General features: G+C 62.1%; 20 protein-coding genes. 6 read left to right on the forward strand and 14 right to left on the reverse strand.

All coding sequences use genetic code 11. The features are described from left to right. Positions 1-18: 18 nt before the first annotated feature. The 6 genes from metW to ACA047_RS01845 all read right to left on the reverse strand — a co-directional run bounded on the left by metW (position 19) and on the right by ACA047_RS01845 (position 4333). Positions 19-639 (reverse strand): methionine biosynthesis protein MetW, encoded by a 621-nt coding sequence (gene metW, locus ACA047_RS01820; RefSeq protein ID WP_497356166.1) that lies wholly within the window; start codon positions 637-639, stop codon positions 19-21. Positions 640-646: 7 nt separating this feature from the next. Next, positions 647-1786, reverse strand: coding sequence for a homoserine O-succinyltransferase MetX (gene metX, locus ACA047_RS01825; protein WP_497356168.1), 1140 nt, complete (start codon positions 1784-1786; stop codon positions 647-649). A gap of 106 nt (positions 1787-1892) precedes the next feature. Continuing rightward, complete coding sequence (locus tag ACA047_RS01830) at positions 1893-2186, reverse strand: DUF167 domain-containing protein (RefSeq protein ID WP_497356170.1); 294 nt, start codon at positions 2184-2186, stop codon at positions 1893-1895. A 5-nt stretch (positions 2187-2191) separates the two neighbouring features. Beyond that, the gene (locus tag ACA047_RS01835) at positions 2192-2782 is read right to left on the reverse strand and encodes a YggT family protein (RefSeq protein WP_210641784.1); all 591 of its coding nucleotides are present in this window, start codon (positions 2780-2782) and stop codon (positions 2192-2194) included. A 10-nt stretch (positions 2783-2792) separates the two neighbouring features. Beyond that, positions 2793-3611: a pyrroline-5-carboxylate reductase gene (gene proC / locus ACA047_RS01840; protein ID WP_497356172.1), complete on the reverse strand. Its 819-nt coding sequence runs from the start codon at positions 3609-3611 to the stop codon at positions 2793-2795. Between the two features lie 35 nt (positions 3612-3646). After that, positions 3647-4333 (reverse strand): YggS family pyridoxal phosphate-dependent enzyme, encoded by a 687-nt coding sequence (locus tag ACA047_RS01845; protein ID WP_497356174.1) that lies wholly within the window; start codon positions 4331-4333, stop codon positions 3647-3649. A gap of 56 nt (positions 4334-4389) precedes the next feature. Between ACA047_RS01845 and ACA047_RS01850 the strand changes: the two genes are divergently transcribed. After that, positions 4390-5424 carry a type IV pilus twitching motility protein PilT gene (locus ACA047_RS01850; protein ID WP_497356176.1) on the forward strand — a complete coding sequence of 345 codons (1035 nt, stop codon included), beginning with the start codon at positions 4390-4392 and terminating at the stop codon, positions 5422-5424. Positions 5425-5493: 69 nt separating this feature from the next. On the opposite strand, the gene ACA047_RS01855 is transcribed toward ACA047_RS01850, so the two are convergent. Further along, on the reverse strand, positions 5494-6105 hold the full coding sequence (locus ACA047_RS01855) for a C40 family peptidase (RefSeq protein ID WP_497356178.1): 612 nt from the start codon (positions 6103-6105) through the stop codon (positions 5494-5496). 249 nt (positions 6106-6354) lie between these two features. On the opposite strand from ACA047_RS01855, the gene ACA047_RS01860 reads away from it, so the two are divergent. Further along, a complete protein-coding gene (locus tag ACA047_RS01860; RefSeq protein ID WP_497356180.1) occupies positions 6355-6783 on the forward strand; it encodes an NINE protein in 429 nt (142 codons plus the stop codon). Positions 6784-6911: 128 nt separating this feature from the next. Here the strand turns inward: ACA047_RS01860 and ACA047_RS01865 are convergent, their stop codons facing one another. The 7 genes from ACA047_RS01865 to gshB all read right to left on the reverse strand — a co-directional run bounded on the left by ACA047_RS01865 (position 6912) and on the right by gshB (position 12965). After that, on the reverse strand, positions 6912-8183 hold the full coding sequence (locus tag ACA047_RS01865) for a dihydroorotase (protein WP_497356182.1): 1272 nt from the start codon (positions 8181-8183) through the stop codon (positions 6912-6914). After that, complete coding sequence (locus ACA047_RS01870) at positions 8180-9184, reverse strand: aspartate carbamoyltransferase catalytic subunit (RefSeq protein ID WP_497356184.1); 1005 nt, start codon at positions 9182-9184, stop codon at positions 8180-8182. Before ACA047_RS01870 ends, ACA047_RS01865 begins: the two co-directional genes overlap by 4 nt. Before the next feature lie 24 nt (positions 9185-9208). Continuing rightward, positions 9209-9715 carry a bifunctional pyr operon transcriptional regulator/uracil phosphoribosyltransferase PyrR gene (gene pyrR / locus ACA047_RS01875; protein ID WP_497356186.1) on the reverse strand — a complete coding sequence of 169 codons (507 nt, stop codon included), beginning with the start codon at positions 9713-9715 and terminating at the stop codon, positions 9209-9211. An 84-nt stretch (positions 9716-9799) separates the two neighbouring features. Beyond that, the gene (ruvX, locus tag ACA047_RS01880; RefSeq protein WP_497356188.1) at positions 9800-10237 is read right to left on the reverse strand and encodes a Holliday junction resolvase RuvX; all 438 of its coding nucleotides are present in this window, start codon (positions 10235-10237) and stop codon (positions 9800-9802) included. Then, the gene (locus ACA047_RS01885; protein WP_497356190.1) at positions 10237-10806 is read right to left on the reverse strand and encodes a YqgE/AlgH family protein; all 570 of its coding nucleotides are present in this window, start codon (positions 10804-10806) and stop codon (positions 10237-10239) included. Before ACA047_RS01885 ends, ruvX begins: the two co-directional genes overlap by 1 nt. A 194-nt stretch (positions 10807-11000) precedes the next feature. Then, the gene (locus ACA047_RS01890; RefSeq protein ID WP_497356192.1) at positions 11001-11897 is read right to left on the reverse strand and encodes an energy transducer TonB; all 897 of its coding nucleotides are present in this window, start codon (positions 11895-11897) and stop codon (positions 11001-11003) included. Between the two features lie 96 nt (positions 11898-11993). Next, positions 11994-12965 (reverse strand): glutathione synthase, encoded by a 972-nt coding sequence (gene gshB / locus ACA047_RS01895; RefSeq protein WP_497356194.1) that lies wholly within the window; start codon positions 12963-12965, stop codon positions 11994-11996. A gap of 239 nt (positions 12966-13204) precedes the next feature. On the opposite strand from gshB, the gene pilG reads away from it, so the two are divergent. From pilG to ACA047_RS01915, 4 genes are all read left to right on the forward strand, one after another. After that, entirely contained in the window at positions 13205-13618 is a 414-nt protein-coding gene (gene pilG / locus ACA047_RS01900) for a twitching motility response regulator PilG (protein ID WP_497356196.1), read from the forward strand. Positions 13619-13664: 46 nt separating this feature from the next. Further along, on the forward strand, positions 13665-14030 hold the full coding sequence (gene pilH, locus ACA047_RS01905) for a twitching motility response regulator PilH (protein WP_497356198.1): 366 nt from the start codon (positions 13665-13667) through the stop codon (positions 14028-14030). 10 nt (positions 14031-14040) lie between these two features. Then, a complete protein-coding gene (locus ACA047_RS01910; protein WP_497356200.1) occupies positions 14041-14580 on the forward strand; it encodes a chemotaxis protein CheW in 540 nt (179 codons plus the stop codon). A 204-nt stretch (positions 14581-14784) separates the two neighbouring features. Then, a complete protein-coding gene (locus tag ACA047_RS01915; protein WP_497356202.1) occupies positions 14785-16848 on the forward strand; it encodes a methyl-accepting chemotaxis protein in 2064 nt (687 codons plus the stop codon). Positions 16849-16923 lie beyond the last annotated feature (75 nt).

A 16923-nucleotide genomic window follows, 5' to 3' on the forward strand; every position in this document is an offset into this window, starting at 1 on the left:
TCCTGGTAAGGCCGGGTTTCACACCGCGACCTGATAGTCGGCAAGGCCTGGGCTGCTGACCCGATAGATGCCTATTTCACCTAACAGATTAGGCCATAGCTTGCTGGCCCACCCGTGGCGGTGCTGCTGGTCCACCGCCAGACGATCGATAACCTTGGCTTCGCGTTCGCGGCACAGCGCCTCGAAATCCGCGAAGGTGCAGAAGTGGATGTTCGGCGTGTTGTACCAGGTGTAGGGCAGGAACTCCGACACTGGCATGCGCCCCTTGCTCGCCAGGTACCAGCGGCAGCGCCAGTGCCCGAAGTTGGGGAAGGTGATGATGCACTGGCGCCCGACCCGCAGCATTTCGTCGAGGATCTTGTCCGGGTAATGCACCGCTTGCAGGGCCTGGGTCATGACCACGACGTCGAAGCTGTTGCTGGCGAAGTTGCCCAGGCCCTTGTCCAGGTCCTGCTCGATGACGTTGATGCCTTTGGCCACGCACTCGGCGATGTTGTCCGGGTCGTTTTCCAGGCCATAGCCGGTGACGTGTTTGTTGTCCCGCAGCCAGGTCAGCAGTTCTCCGTCGCCGCAGCCCAGGTCGAGCACGCGGCTGCCGGCGGGGATCCATTCCTGGATGATTTCCAGATCGGCTCTCATGGCGTCCTCACAGCGTTATACGGTTCATGTAGTTGCCGAACGCCTGCAGGTAGCGCGGGATCGGGATCAAAAAGGCGTCGTGGCCCTGGGGCGCGTCGATTTCCAGGTAGCAGACGTCCTTGCGCGCGGCCATCAGTGCGTCCACCAGCTCCCGGGAGCGGGCCGGGGAGAAGCGCCAGTCGGTGGTGAACGACATCACGCAGAACTTGGCGGTGGCGTTGGCGAAGGTTTTGGCCAGGTTATCGTCGAAGTTCGCTGCCGGATCGAAGTAGTCCAGCGCCTTGGTCATCAGCAGGTACGTGTTGGCATCGAAGCGCCCGGAGAACTCCTCACCTTGGTAACGCAGGTAACTTTCCACCTGGAACTCGACGCTGTGGAAGTCGTAGTTAAGCTTCTCACTCTTGAGGCCACGGCCGAATTTCTCGCCCATGGAGTCGTCGGACAGGTACGTGATGTGGCCGACCATCCGTGCCAGCATCAGCCCGCGCTTGGGAATCACACCGTGCTCCTGGAACGAACCGCCGTGGAACTCGGGGTCGGTAAGAATCGCCTGGCGCGCCACTTCGTTGAAGGCGATGTTCTGCGCTGACAGCTTGGGGGCCGAGGCGATTGCCAGGCAATGGCGCACGCGGTCCGGGTAGGTGATGGTCCATTGCAGCGCCTGCATGCCGCCCAGGCTGCCGCCGATCACCGCTGCCCACTGGCCGATACCGAGGCGGTCGGCCAGGTGAGCCTGGCTATGGACCCAGTCTTCGACGGTCAGCACCGGAAAATCGGCGCCGAATGGCTTGCCGGTGTCCGGGTTGATGCTGCTGGGGCCGGTAGAGCCGTTGCAGCCACCAAGGTTGTTCAGGCTGACCACGAAGAACTTGTCGGTGTCGATTGGCTTGCCCGGGCCGATGCAGCTGTCCCACCAGCCGGGCTTGCGGTCGTCGACGCTGTGGTAACCGGCGGCGTGGTGATGCCCCGACAAGGCGTGGCAAATCAGCACGGCATTGCTCGCCGTGGCATTGAGCGTGCCGTAGGTTTCATAGATCAGGTCATAGGCTGGCAACGAACGACCGCAGGCCAGGGCCAGGGGCTCGCTGAAATGCGCCATTTGCGGCGTCACCAGACCAACGGAATCGGGGGGAAAGGCAGTTGGCATCGACCCTGCTCTCGTTGAAATGAGGCGTAAGTCTAAAGACCGCTGTGGCAAGCGGCAAGCAAAGGGCGGGGCTGATTGATCGTTCCCACGCGGAGCGTGGGAACGATCACTGACGGGGGACCAGGTCGGGCAGCTCCGGCAGTTTCTTCGGCGAATGAATCCGCACCCGCTTCTGCCGGTTCAACTCGCCGCTGATCAAGCTGACCTGGCTCTTGGACACGCCGAACGCCTTGGCCAGGAACGCCATCAGATAGGCGTTGGCCTTGCCCTCGACCGGCGGGGCGGTGAGGCGGATCTTCAGGCGATCACCGTGCAGCCCGGCGAACTCGTCGCTGCGGGCTGCCGGTTGCAGGTGACATTCCAGAATCAGGTCGTCGCCGTCCCAGCGAAAGTAGCTCACCTGGCTCAGATCAGCAGGCGCAGGATTTCCGGCATCATGGTCATGGCCGCCAGATTGTTGATCACCAGCATGTCGATCAGCTTGAGCACCATGAATGCCAGGATCGGCGAGATATCCAGGCCGCCGAGGTTCGGCACGATGCGGCGGAACGGGGCCAGGGCCGGTTCACAGATCTGGTTTACCAGTTCGGCCCCGGGGTTGTGGCTGCCCGGAGCGACCCACGACAGGATCACGCTGATGATCAGGGCGAAGAAGAAAATCTTCAGGAACAGCGCGGTCACGCCAATGATCGACCAGATCAGCAGTTGCAGCGGGTTGCCGGTGGTGCCGTAGGTCAGCAGCAGGGTCAGGGCCATCAGCGCCAGTTGCACAAGGATCGCCAGCACCAGCGACGACATGTCCAGGCCGAACAGGCTCGGGATGATCCGGCGCAGTGGCTTGAGCAGCGGCTGGGTGGCCTTGACGATGAACTGGCACAGCGGGTTATAGAAGTTGGCGCGCACCAGTTGCAGCACGAAGCGCAGCAGCACAATCAGCAGGTACAGGCTGCCGAGGGTTTGCAGCACGTAGACCGCTGCAGTGTTCAATCCAATCATGAATGGCTCCTTATTGGCCCAGTTGTTCGGCCATTTCGGCCGAGCGGTGCGCGGCGGCGCCGAGTGCTTTTTCCACCAGGGCTTCGAAGCCCCCGGCCTGGAACGATTTGATGGCCGCTTCGGTAGTGCCGGCCGGCGAGGTCACGCGACGACGCAGCTCAGCCGCATCGACGTCGCTGGACACCGCCATGTGCGCGGCGCCGAGGGCGGTTTGCAATGTCAGCTTGGCGGCGATTTCCCGGGGCAGGCCGAGCTTCTCGCCAGCAGCGGTCATGGCTTCGATCAGCAGGAAGAAGTACGCCGGGCCCGAGCCGGATACGGCGGTGACGGCGTCCAGTTGCTGCTCGGTCTCCAGCCACAGCGCCAGGCCCACGGCCGACAGCAGTTCCTCGGCGTGCTGGCGTTGTGCAGCGCTCACTTGTGCGGTGGCGAACAGCCCGCTGACGCCCTGGCGCAACAGCGCCGGTGTATTGGGCATGCAACGCACGATCGGCTGGGCGCCAAGCCAGTTGTTCATGCTGGCGCAGGTGATGCCGGCGGCAATCGAGACCACCAGTTGATGGGGCTTGAGGCTTGGGCGAAGGGCTTGGCACACGGTTTTCATCGCTTGCGGCTTGACCGCCAGCACGATGACGTCCGCGCCGTCGATGGCTTGGGCGTTGTCGGCGAAGGTTTCGATGCCGTGCTCGGCGCTCACCCGGGTGCGGGCCTCTTCACCCGGATCGCTGGCGCGGATCTGCGAAGCGTCCAGACCCTTGGCCCGCAGGCCGCCGATCAGGCTGGCGGCCATGTTGCCGGCGCCGATGAAGGCAATACGCGTGTTGCTCATGACAGGTCCTTATAGAGAGATGAATTGGCCATGCTTCACGATTGACCGTAGTCACGGGCGCCAAACAAGGCTGTGCCGATCCGTACCCAAGTGGCGCCCTGGGCAATGGCCGACTCAAGGTCGTGGCTCATACCCATGGAAAGTGTGTCCAGTGGCAGGTCCAGGCTGGCTTGTAGACGTTGCACAGCCGCGAAGGCAGCATCCTGGGCGGTGCGATCTTCGGTCGGCTCGGGAATCGCCATCAACCCACGCAGCTTCAGGCGCGGCAGAGCGCAGATGGCGCTGGCCAGGGCGGGCAGGTCCGCCGGGGTGCAGCCGGACTTGCTGGCCTCACCGCTGACATTGACCTGGATGCAGATGTTCAGCGGCGGCAACTCGGCCGGGCGCTGCTCGGACAGGCGTTGTGCAATTTTCAAACGATCCACGGAATGCACCCAGTCGAAATGTTCGGCGATAGCACGCGTCTTGTTCGATTGAATGGGGCCGATGAAGTGCCAGATCAAGGGCAGGTCGGTCAGTTCGAGCTGTTTACCCAGCGCCTCCTGCAGGTAGTTCTCGCCGAAGTCCCGCAGGCCGGCGGCATAAGCTTCGCGCAGGGCCTGGGCGGGCTTGGTCTTGCTGACGGCCAGCAGCTGGACACTGTGTTCGGCGCGCTGGGCGGCCTGCTCCGCAGCGCGGATCCGTGAAACTACCAGGGCTATGTTGTCTGCTATCGTGGACATAAAGAAGCGCCAGCGGGTCTGAGGTTCGCGGCATTCTACTGGAATTGAGGAGCGCTATGGATATCACTGAACTGCTGGCCTTCAGCGCCAAACAGGGGGCGTCGGACCTGCACCTGTCCGCCGGGCTGCCGCCGATGATCCGCGTCGATGGCGATGTACGGCGGATCAACCTGCCAGCGCTGGACCATAAGCAGGTCCATGAACTGATCTACGACATCATGAACGACCGGCAACGAGTAGATTACGAGAAGTTTCTGGAAACCGACTTTTCCTTCGACGTGCCGGGCGTGGCGCGGTTTCGGGTCAACGCCTTCAACCAGAATCGCGGCGCGGGTGCGGTGTTCCGGACCATTCCGTCGAAAGTCCTGACCATGGAAGACCTGGGGATGGGCGAGGTATTTCGTAAAGTGACCGAGTCGCCACGCGGGCTGGTGCTGGTGACCGGGCCGACCGGCTCAGGCAAGTCCACGACCCTGGCGGCGATGATCGATTACCTCAACAGCCACAAGCACCATCACATCCTCACCATCGAGGACCCCATCGAATTCGTTCACGAACCGCGCAAATGCCTGATCAACCAGCGCGAAGTGCACCGCGACACCCAAAGCTTCTCCACGGCCCTGCGCTCGGCCCTGCGCGAAGACCCGGATGTGATCCTGGTAGGGGAGATGCGTGACCTGGAGACTATCCGCCTGGCGCTGACCGCTGCCGAAACCGGCCACCTGGTGTTTGGCACGCTGCACACCACGTCGGCGGCCAAGACCATCGACCGCGTGGTGGATGTGTTTCCCGGCGACGAAAAGTCCATGGTCCGTTCGATGCTGTCGGAGTCACTGCAGGCGGTGATATCCCAGACGCTGGTGAAGAAAGTCGGCGGCGGGCGGATCGCCGCGCACGAGATCATGCTCGGCACCTCGGCCATCCGAAACCTGATCCGCGAAGACAAAGTGGCGCAGATGTACTCATCGATCCAGACCGGCGGTTCGCTGGGGATGCAGACACTGGACATGTGTTTGAAGGATTTGCTGAGCAAGGGGCTGATCAGCCGCGAACATGCCCGGGAGAGGGCGCGTACGCCGGATAATTTCTAGAGGGGTAAGCGGCGTGACCTGTGGCGAGGGGATAAATCCCCTCGCCACAGAGGCCATGCACACTTTGGATCAGCGCTGAACCACCCGCATCCCACTCGGCTCTTTCGGCAACACGCGCTTGGCAACCACGTAGTGGCTGTCCCAGTACGGTTTGTTCAAGGTGTCGATGGTCACCGACTTGCCACGGCGCGGGGCATGGATGAAGCGGTCGTTGCCCAGGTAAATGGCCACGTGGTTGACCCGGCGGCTCTTGAGCTTGAAGAAAATCAGGTCGCCGGGCTTGAGGTCCTTGCGATCGACTTTCTCGCCGTGACCGGCGGCCATGGCGTTGGAGGTGCGCGGCAAATCGAAGGTGGCGTCGTTGAAGGCGTACTTCACCAGCCCGCTGCAATCGAAACCTTTACTTGGGCTGCTGCCGCCCCAACGGTAAGGTGTGCCCAGGACATTCACGGCACGGCTCAACACGTTACTGCTTTGCTTGGTCGCCATCGGCGGAACCAGCTTGCTGTTGGCAGTGCTCAAGCGTTGGACGCTTGGCTTGTTTTTGCTCGAAGGAGCAGAAACATGGGATTTCGAGGTGTAGCCGTTGACGTTGGGAAGACGTTGCTCACGATTGGTGGCGTGGGCGGCCAGTGGCAATAATAGGCAAATGGTTAGCCATGACTTGAAAAATGGACGCATTCGGCAGGGCTCTTAAAGGTTAGCGCGCAACTTTATAACAGCTTTTTTTGTCCTTCCGAGGCCGTTTGTCGATTCGAAACCCTGCTTAAAACCCTTGTAATTGCGACAAACCGACCCGATTGTCCGACACAAGCCCCATATCACGGGGCTTTCCCGGGATCGAGTCGCCCAGGACCGCTTGTCGGCGAGACACGAAAAAGTCACAAAAAGTCCCAAAAAATTTATCTATCGAGGCAAAAGAGGTCATTCATGAACAGCTATCAGCAGGACGCCACCCACGATACCCACAGTAAAGCCATCGGGTATCTGCTCTGGATTTTCGGTTTCACCGGCGCCCACCGTTTTTATTACGGCAAGCCGGTTACCGGCACGATCTGGTTTTTCACCTTCGGCCTGTTGGGCATCGGTTGGTTGATCGATCTGTTCCTGATCCCGGCCATGGATCGCGAAGCGGACCTGCGTTTTACCCCAGGTCCCATCGAATACACCGTGGCGTGGATCCTGCTGACGTTCCTCGGGGTGTTGGGCGTGCACCGCATGTATCAGGGCAAGTGGCTCAGTGGGATCATTTACCTGCTGACCGGCGGGGTGTTTTTCCTGGGGGTGCTCTATGACTTCTGGACGCTGAACGACCAGGTTTCGATTCGTAATGCGCAGAATCGCGGGGCTTTTCAGTAAATCAGCCGGACCGAGTCGCCTACATCGCGAGCAGGCTCGCTCCCACAGGATTTTCAGTGACACATTATGTGTGAACACCTCAAATCCAATGTGGGAGCGAGCCTGCTCGCGATAAGAGCGACTCGGTATCAGGCCTGGTGAGTGATCCGCCCATCCATCAGGGTGTAGCGCACCATGCCGGGCAAGCTATGGCCCAGGAAGGGGCAGTTGTCGCCCTTGGAACGCCAGGCTTCGCCGGCCACGGTGGAGGCGGCGGGGTCGAATAGCACCAGGTCCGCTGCCGCGCCAACCACCAGTTTCCCAGCCGGTAGTTGCAGCGCCTGGGCTGGGCCGGCGCTCAGGCGTGCCAGCAAGGTCGGCAGGTCCAGCAAACCGTCTTCCACCAGCGTCAGGGCCAGTGGCAGCAACAGTTCGACGCTGCTGATGCCCGGTTCTGTGGCGCCGAACGGTGCCAGTTTGGCATCGCGCTCGTGGGGTTGGTGATGGCTGGAGATGGCCGAGATCACCCCGGACTTCACTGCCTCACGCAAGCCATCGCGGTCGGCGCGGGTACGCAGCGGCGGCTGGACGTGATAGACGCTGTTGAAGTCGATCAACGCTTCGTCGGTCAGGATCAGTTGGTACAGCGCCACATCGGCGGTGACTGGCAGGCCGCGCGCCTGAGCCTGGGCGATCAGCGCCGCGCCGCGTGCACTGGTCAGTTGGCTGAAATGCGCGCGTACGCCGCTTTGCTCCACCAGCAACAGGTCCCGGGCCAGGGCCACGGTCTCGGCGGTTTCCGGAATGCCCGGCAGGCCGAGGAAACTGGCGGTCGGGCCTTCGTGGGCCAGGCCACCCTCGGCCAGATCATGATCTTGTGAGTTGAAGATGACCGTCAGGCCGAATGTCGCCGCGTATTCCAGGGCACGGCACAGGGTGCGGGTGTTGCGAAAACTGTTCAGGCCATTGCCGAACGCCACGCAACCGGCGTCGCGCAGCGCAATGAGCTCTGCCAGCTGCTCGCCGTCGAGGCCTTTGCTCAACGCGCCGATAGGGAAAACCTTGGTGTTGCCGGCCTCGCGGGCGCGGTCGAGGATCAGTTCGGCCACGGCCGAGGTGTCCAGCACCGGTTTGGTCTGCGGGGGGCAGCACAGGCTGGTCACGCCACCGGCGGCGGCGGCCCGGGTTTCGCTGATGATGCTGCCTTTGCGACTGTAACCGGGTTCACGCAGGGCGACGTTCAGGTCCACCAGCCCGGGAGCCGCTACCAGGCCTTGGGCGTCGAGGGTCTCGACGGCCACAAAGCCGGCCGGAGCAGCGCCAAGGGCGACGATTTTGCAGGCATCGATATGGATGTCGGTTACTTGATCCAGGCCACTGGCTGGATCGATCACGCGTGCGCCGAGAATGCTGAGCTTCACTGGGCGTTCTCCTGGTCGAATTGGCGCTGGGCCGTTTGCCCGCTCATGGCCATGGACAGCACGGCCATACGGATGGCGATGCCGTAGGTCACCTGATTGAGAATCACCGAGTGTGGGCCGTCGGCCACCGCCGATTCGATCTCCACTCCGCGGTTGATCGGCCCGGGGTGCATGACGATGGCGTCTGGCTTGGCCCCGGCCAGGCGGGCGGTGGTCAGGCCGAACAGGCGGTAGAACTCGCCTTCGCTGGGCAGCAGGCCACCGGTCATGCGTTCGCGTTGCAGACGCAGCATGATCACCACGTCCAAGTCTTTAAGGCCTTCGGTCATGTCGGTGTAGACCTTCACCCCGTATTGCTCGACGCCGATGGGCAGCAGGGTTTTCGGTGCGATCACGCGGATATCCGGGCAGCCGAGGGTCTTGAGGGCCAGCATGTTCGAGCGGGCCACCCGCGAGTGCAGGATGTCGCCGACGATGGCCACCGACAGGTTCTCGAAGCTGCCCTTGTGCCGACGGATGGTCAGCATGTCCAACATGCCCTGGGTTGGGTGGGCGTGACGGCCGTCGCCGCCGTTGATGATCGCCACTTGCGGGCACACATGTTCGGCAATGAAGTGCGCCGCTCCGGAGTCACCGTGACGCACGACGAACATGTCGGCGGCCATGGCTTCGAGGTTGCGCAGGGTGTCGAGCAGGGTTTCGCCCTTGCTCGCCGAAGAGGTGGACACGTTCAGGGTGATCACGTCCGCCGACAGCCGTTGGGCGGCCAGTTCGAAGGTGGTGCGGGTGCGGGTGGAGTTTTCGAAGAACACGTTGCACACGGTCTTGCCGCGCAGCAACGGGACTTTCTTCACTGCCCGGGCGCCGACTTCGAGGAACGAGTCGGCAGTGTCGAGGATTTCTGTCAGCAATTCGCGGCGCAGGCCGTCGAGGGACAGGAAGTGCCGCAGCTGGCCCTGATCGTTGAGCTGCAGCGGGCGCTTGGTTTCGAGAGGCGTCATCGCAATGGACTCTTACAAGGGCAGTTAAAGGGCAAGGTCTTGCAGTTCGAGTTGCAGCGGCGACGGGCCAGAGAGCTTGACCCGCTCGTGGGCGGCCAGCGTCAGCGTCGCACCGACCACGTTCGGACGGATCGGCAGCTCGGCGGCGTCCAGGTCCAGCAGACACACCAGCGTCACGCTGGCCGGACGGCCGTAGTCAAACAGTTCGTTCATGGCGGCGCGGATGGTCCGGCCGCTCATCAGCACGTCATCGACCAGGACCAGGTGCTGGCCTTCGATCTCGAACGGCAGGGCCGAGGGGCGCACTTGCGGGTGCAGGCCGTTCTGGCTGAAGTCGTCGCGGTAGAAGGACACGTCCAGGGTGCCCAGTGGCGATTGGCTGCCCAGTTCCTCGAGCAAGGCCTGGGCGACCCAGACGCCGCCGGTGCGAATACCGATGTAGCGCGGTTCGCTGATGCCCCGTTTGGCCAGATAGGTGTCAAGGCGGATCGCCATCTGGCGAATCAGTTCCGCAGGATTGGGCAGGCTCATGCTGGCTCCTTCAGGTTCCCGGGCCGGTGGTGAGCGGCCCGGTTTATCGCTAAAAGAAAGCGCCTTGGCGGCGCTCTCAAAAAATCAGGTTTCAAACAAGGCGGCGTTGGCGTCGAGCCAGCCTTGCAACAGCAGGGCGGCGGCGATGGCGTCCACCGGGTTGTCGCGGTAACTGCCTTTCTGCCCGCCGCGCATCAAGCGCTCGCCCTTGGCTTCGAACGTGGTCAGGCGCTCATCATGGGTATAGAAGGGCAGGTTGTAGCGGCCGTTGAGCCTGCGGGCGAACTTTTCGGCGCGGGCGCACATGTCGCTTGGCGTGCCGTCCATGTTCAGCGGCAGGCCGACCACCACGGCGTCGGGTTTCCACTCCTTGATCAGCGCTTCGACCTGATTCCAGTCGGGAATACCGTTCTGCGCCTTCAATGTGCACAATTCACGGGCCTGGCCGGTGATGACTTGGCCAACCGCCACGCCGATCTGTTTGGTGCCGTAGTCGAAGCCCAGCAGCAAGCGCAGCGCCATCAGGCGTGTCCTGCCTGGCTGGTGAGCAGATTGAGGTTGACCCCCAACCGACTGGCGGCCGCTTCCAGGCGCAGTTCGCTGCTGGTGTTGAACAGGATGTCGGCGTCGAACGGGCAGGTCAGCCAGGCGTTGTCAGCCAGTTCGGCTTCCAACTGCCCGGCTTCCCAGCCGGCATAGCCGAGGGCGATCAGGCTCCTTTGCGGACCGACGCCGTCGGCGATGGCAAACAGCACGTCCTGGGACGTGGACAGCGACACGCCGTCCAGGTCCACGGTGGCCTGGTAGGTCGGCCCCGAGGGATGGAGTACAAAACCGCGGTCGGTCTGCACCGGGCCGCCGATGAAAATCGGTACGTGCTGGCACAGAACTGGCGGTTCGACGTCGGGGCGCAACTGCTCAAGAATGTCCGCCAGGTTCAGCTCCTGCGGGCGATTGATCACCAGCCCCATGGCCCCATTGGCCGTGTGCTCGACGATGTAGGTCAAGGTATGGGCAAAGTTCGGATCGGCCATGTGCGGCATGGCAATCAGGAAGTGATGCTTGAGGTAGGTGGGGCTGACGTTTTTCATAGGTACTAGTGTGGCGGCGCAGGGGCGAACTGACAAGCTGGGGATGTGCAGCAAATGCCTTGATCCGGCCAATGACAGCGATCCAATGTGGGAGCGGGCTTGCTCGCGAAGGGGGCGGTACATCCGATAGATCTTTTGTGACAGGACCGCCGTCTTCGCGAGCAAGCCCACTCCCACAAGGGGTTGACGGTGGGTCAGTTACTGGAGAGGCGGTCGCCGCGGGCAAACTTCCAGGTGCGGATGATTTCCAGGCGGTCGATGTCCGACAGATCCCCGGTAAACGGCGCGAACGGTGCGGCCAGGCGCACGATCCGCTGGGCCGCCTGGTCCAGCAGCGGCTGGCCGGAGGATTCCAGCACCAGCACTTCATACAACGAGCCGTCGCGGTTGATCGAGACCATTAGTCGCAGGTTGCCGTAGATCTGTTTGCGCCGGGCTTCGTCGGGGTAATTGAGGTTGCCGATGCGCTCGACCTTCTTGCGCCACTCATCCTTGTACCAGGCGCCCTTGTCGCGCATGGTCGAGGCAGCGCTCAGGCGGTGGATACGCGGGCGTTTGGCATAGAGTTGTTGTTCCTGGGCCAGTTCGGCTTCCAAGCTGGCGATGTCGCTGGATAACTGGGAGCTGTCGAAGGTGGGCGCCGGGGCCTTGGGCTTGGGGTCGGGCTTGACCTCTTCCTTGACCGGGGCCTTTTTCGCCTTTGGCGCCACCGTGGTCACGGCTGCTTTGGGCGCTGTCTCCTGCACTTCGGGCTTGGCCGACGGTGGCGGGCTGACTTTCTGCACCGTGTTGTCCTGGAATGGTGCGATCTCGGTGGTCTTTGGAATCGCCTTTTTTTCCAGGGTGCCACTGCCCTGCTGGTTTTCCTGGGCCAGGAAGTCCGCCTTCGCAGGCTTTGTTTCGCTCTTGAAGGTGGCCAGGGTGATTTCCAGGGTCTGGCTGATCTGCTTGGGGTCGACCGTGGCAAACCCGATGCCCAGCAGCAGGGCCAGGTGGATAAGCGCCGCCAGGAACAGGGTAAAACCGAGACGATCAGCCGGGCGCACACCACGGTGGGCGAGTTCTAGGGGCAGATCGGACGGGAGTGTCATGGCAAAAAAACCAACATCGCGGGTTTCACAGGCCGGGCATGATAACGCAATGTTGGTTTTTAGCTTCAAGCCTCAAGCCGCAAGCGACAAGCTGCATCAAACTTGCCGCTTGAAGCTTTTAGCGTGCAGCTGCTTCTCGATGGCATCCATCAGCATCGCGCCGATGTCAGTGCCAAAGGCGTTGTCGATCTCGCGGATGCAGGTCGGGCTGGTGACGTTGATTTCCGTCAAGTGCTCGCCGATCACGTCCAGGCCCACGAACAGCAGGCCTTTCTCGCGCAGGGTCGGGCCGACCTGGGCGGCGATCCAGCGGTCTTTCTCGGTCAGCGGGCGCGCCTCGCCACGACCGCCGGCCGCCAGGTTGCCCCGGGTTTCGCCAGCCGCCGGGATACGCGCCAGGCAATAGTCCACCGGTTCGCCGTCGATCATCAGGATGCGCTTGTCGCCATCGATGATGGCCGGCAGGTAACCCTGGATCATGATCTGCTGCTTGCCGTGCAAGGTCAGGGTTTCCAGGATCACCGACAGGTTTGGGTGCCCGGCGGTGTGACGGAAGATCGAGGAACCGCCCATGCCGTCCAGTGGCTTGAGGATCACGTCACCGTGATGGTCGGCAAATTCACGCAACACGTCCGGGCGCCGGCTGACGATGGTGGGCGGTGTGCACTGCGGGAACAGCGTGGCGAACAGTTTTTCGTTGCAGTCGCGCAGGCTCTGGGGCTTGTTGACCACTAGCACACCGGCGTTTTCGGCTTGCTCCAGCAGGTAGGTGGAGTACACGAACTCCATGTCGAACGGCGGATCCTTGCGCATCAGGATCACGTCCAGGTCGCTCAGCGGCGCATCGCTTTCATTGCCCAGTTCGAACCATTTTTCGGGGTTGGCGAAGACTTTCAGCGGCTTCATCCGCGCCCGCGCCTGGCCTTCGGCCTGATAGAGGTCGCGCTGCTCCATATAGAACAGCTCCCAGCCGCGCTTCTGAGCGGCCAGCAGCATGGCCAGCGAGCTATCCTTTTTGTAGGAAATGCTGGCGATAGGGTCCATGACAATGCCGACGCGTACGCTCATGGCTTGGTTCCTCGAAAATTTGATGGGCACAGATGGCGTGAAAAAGTGGCGTCAGAGTGGCGCCCGGGGGATTCGCGGTCAAGGAAAAACCACCGCGCCGCCCGGCCGATAGATCGGCGATGGAGACTGTGCTAAAAAGGCTGCCATGTGACGCGCGGGCCTTGAACATCAAGGGTTTGCGCTGTCGATCACCCTGACGCGTTAAAAATCGGTTCGCAGTGGCAATGGCAGAGCACCTTATGCAGCAGCAACCCAGTGCCTTGAAGGTCATGGTCATCGACGACTCGAAGACCATCCGCCGCACCGCCGAGACCTTACTGCGCAACGTGGGTTGCGAGGTGATCACGGCCATCGACGGCTTCGATGCCCTGGCCAAGATTGCCGACCATCATCCGGGCATTATTTTTGTCGACATCATGATGCCGCGTCTGGATGGTTACCAGACCTGCGCCCTGATCAAGAACAACAGCGCGTTCAAGGCCACGCCGGTGATCATGCTGTCGTCCCGGGACGGGCTGTTCGACAAGGCCAAGGGACGCATCGTCGGTTCCGATCAGTTTTTGACCAAGCCTTTCAGCAAGGAAGAACTGCTGGGCGCGATACAGGCCCATGTTCCGGGCTTTGCCGCTGTCCAGCCGCACCAGGCAAATTAATGACGCTCGGCCACCGGGCCTGGGGTCAACAAAAATGGGGAACACCATGGCACGAATTCTGATCGTCGATGATTCGCCGACCGAAATGTACAAACTGACCGGCATGCTCGAAAAGCATGGCCATCAGGTCCTGAAGGCCGAAAACGGCGCCGACGGCGTGGCCCTGGCCCGCCTGGAAAAACCCGACGCGGTGCTGATGGACATCGTCATGCCTGGCCTCAACGGTTTCCAGGCCACTCGCCAGTTGACCAAGGACCCGGACACCGGCCACATCCCGGTGATCATCATCACCACCAAGGATCAGGAAACCGACAAAGTCTGGGGCACGCGCCAGGGCGCGAAGGACTACCTGACCAAGCCGGTGGACGAAGAAACCCTGATCAAGACCCTGAACAACGTGCTGGCGGGTTGACGGCGCGGCCATGAGCCATTCTCTGACCGCATTCGAGCTGCTGCTGCAGATCGATCGGCGCTGCCGGCTGCTGGGGGCGGACCTGCCGTCCCAACCGACCCACCGCGACAGCTGGAGCGGCATCGGTTTTCGCTTGGGCGAACGCTGGTACGTGGCGCCCATGGGGGAAGTCAGCGAAGTGCTGCACGAACCGCGTCACACGCATTTGCCCGGGGTCAAGCCATGGGTGCGCGGAGTGGCTAACCTGCGCGGGCGATTGTTGCCATTGATGGATCTGTGCGGTTTCTTCGGCCATGAGCTGTCGACAGTGCGCAAGCAGCGGCGGGTGCTGGTGGTGGATCACGACGAGGTGTTCACCGGGTTGCTGGTGGATGAAGTCCTGGGGCTGCAGCATTTCGCCCAGGACAGCCTGGAACCAACGTTGATGGACGAGCTGGATGGCCCGGAGTCGGCCTTCGTCAAAGGCCGGTTTCCTGGCGAGCGGCAGTGGCAGGTGTTCAGCCCGTTTGCATTGACGCGGTCACCGGGGTTTATGGATGTGGCGATTTAACGAGATGCAGGCCCCTGTGGGAGCGAGCCAGTGGGAGCAAAGCTTGCTCGCGATGGCGGCGCCTTGGTTGGCGAGAAACCGGGTTGTTCTCATCGCGGGCAAGCCTTGCTCCCACAGAGCCACACTGATTGAGCAGGCTGCACTACAAAGGCTTGCTTACAGTTAACAGCAGTGAGTTGGATTGGGCAGTACAGGCGAGAACCGATGATCAAAGTAAAAACAGGCAAGCCACTGGAAGCGTCGCGCAGTCGTTCGCAGATCGTCGTGCTGTTCGTCGCATTGATTGTCTTCATCGTGCTGCTGTTCGCCAATTTCGCTTACCTCAACACCCAGTCCACCTACGACAAGCAGTACATCGGCCACGCCGGTGAGTTGCGGGTGCTGTCCCAGCGCATCGCCAAGAACGCCACCGAGGCCGCCGCTGGCAAGCCTGCGGCGTTCAAGTTGCTGAGCGACGCGCGCAACGATTTTGCCCAGCGCTGGAGTTACCTGAAGCAGGGCGACCCGGTGACCGGTCTGCCACCGGCACCCGCTACCCTGCGCCCGCAAATGCGCGCCGTGCAGTTGGACTGGGAGCGCCTGCTCAAGAACACCGATGCCATCCTGTCCAGTGAGCAGACCGTGCTGTCGCTGCATCAGGTGGCGGCGACTTTGGCCGAAACCGTGCCGCAGTTGCAGGTCGAATACGAAAAAGTCGTCGAAATCTTGCTGCAGCGCGGCGCGCCCGCCGCCCAGGTGGCCATGGCCCAGCGCCAGTCGCTGTTGGCCGAACGGATTCTCGGCGCGGTAAACACCGTGCTGGCGGGCGACGAAAACGCCAGCCAGGCCGCCGATACCTTTGGTCGTGACGCTGCGCGCTTCGGTCAGGTGCTCAATGGCATGGTGCAAGGTGACCCGGCCCTGAAGATATCCCAGGTCCAGGACCGCGATGCCCGGGCGCGCCTGGGCGAAATCAGCGAGCTCTTCGAGTTTGTCTCGGGCTCGGTGGACGAAATCCTTGAAACCTCGCCGGAGCTGTTCAAGGTCCGCGAATCGGCAGGCAACATCTTCAACCTGTCGCAAACCCTGCTGGACGAAGCCTCGCACCTGGCCACGGCCTTCGAAAACCTGGCCGGCGGGCGCTCGGTTAACACCATCGGTGGCTATGTACTGGGGCTGCTGGCGCTGATGTCGATCATCCTGATCGGGCTGGTGATGGTCCGCGAAACCAACCGCCAACTGCGCGAAACCGCGGAAAAGAACGAGCGCAACCAGAATGCGATCATGCGTCTTTTGGACGAAATCGAAGACCTGGCCGACGGCGACCTGACCGTCACCGCCTCGGTCACCGAAGATTTCACCGGCACCATTGCCGATTCCATCAATTACTCAGTGGATCAACTGCGCGACCTGGTGACGACCATCAACCTCACCGCCGGCCAGGTCGCCGCCGCGGTGCAGGAAACCCAGGCCACCGCCATGCACCTGGCCCAGGCTTCCGAGCATCAGGCCCAGCAGATCAGCGAAGCTTCGACTTCAATTAATGAAATGGCCCAGTCCATCGACCAGGTATCGGCCAATGCCGCCGAGTCGTCGGCTGTGGCCGAACGCTCGGTGGAAATCGCCAACAAGGGCAACGAGGTGGTGCACAACACCATTCATGGCATGGACAACATTCGCGAGCAAATCCAGGACACCGCCAAGCGCATCAAGCGTCTGGGTGAGTCTTCCCAGGAGATTGGCGATATTGTAAGCCTGATCGACGACATCGCCGACCAGACCAACATCCTGGCCCTCAACGCCGCCATCCAGGCGTCCATGGCCGGTGATGCCGGGCGCGGGTTCGCGGTGGTGGCCGATGAAGTGCAGCGGCTGGCGGAGCGCTCCTCGGCGGCGACCCGGCAGATCGAGACCCTGGTGCGGGCGATCCAGGCCGACACCAACGAAGCGGTGATTTCCATGGAACAGACCACCACCGAAGTGGTGCGCGGCGCACGACTGGCCCAGGATGCCGGTGTGGCCCTGGAAGAAATCGAAGGCGTGTCCAAGACCCTGGCGGCGTTGATCCAGAGTATTTCCAACGCAGCGCAGCAACAGACCACCTCGGCAGGGCAGATTTCGCTGACCATGAACGTGATCCAGCAGATCACCACGCAGACCTCGTCTGGCTCCACCGCCACCGCCGAAAGCATCGGCAACCTGGCGAAAATGGCCAGCCAGCTGCGCCGCTCGGTGTCGGGTTTTACCTTGCCGGCAGCAGCGGCTGCTGTTGATGAGGACAAGGAGTAGATGGGCGCGTGTGTGCAGGAGCTTATCGGTGGCGAGGGGGTTGTGGGAGCAAAGCTTGCTCGCGAAACAGGCATC

The organism is Pseudomonas sp. LBUM1664 (genome assembly GCF_059695895.1).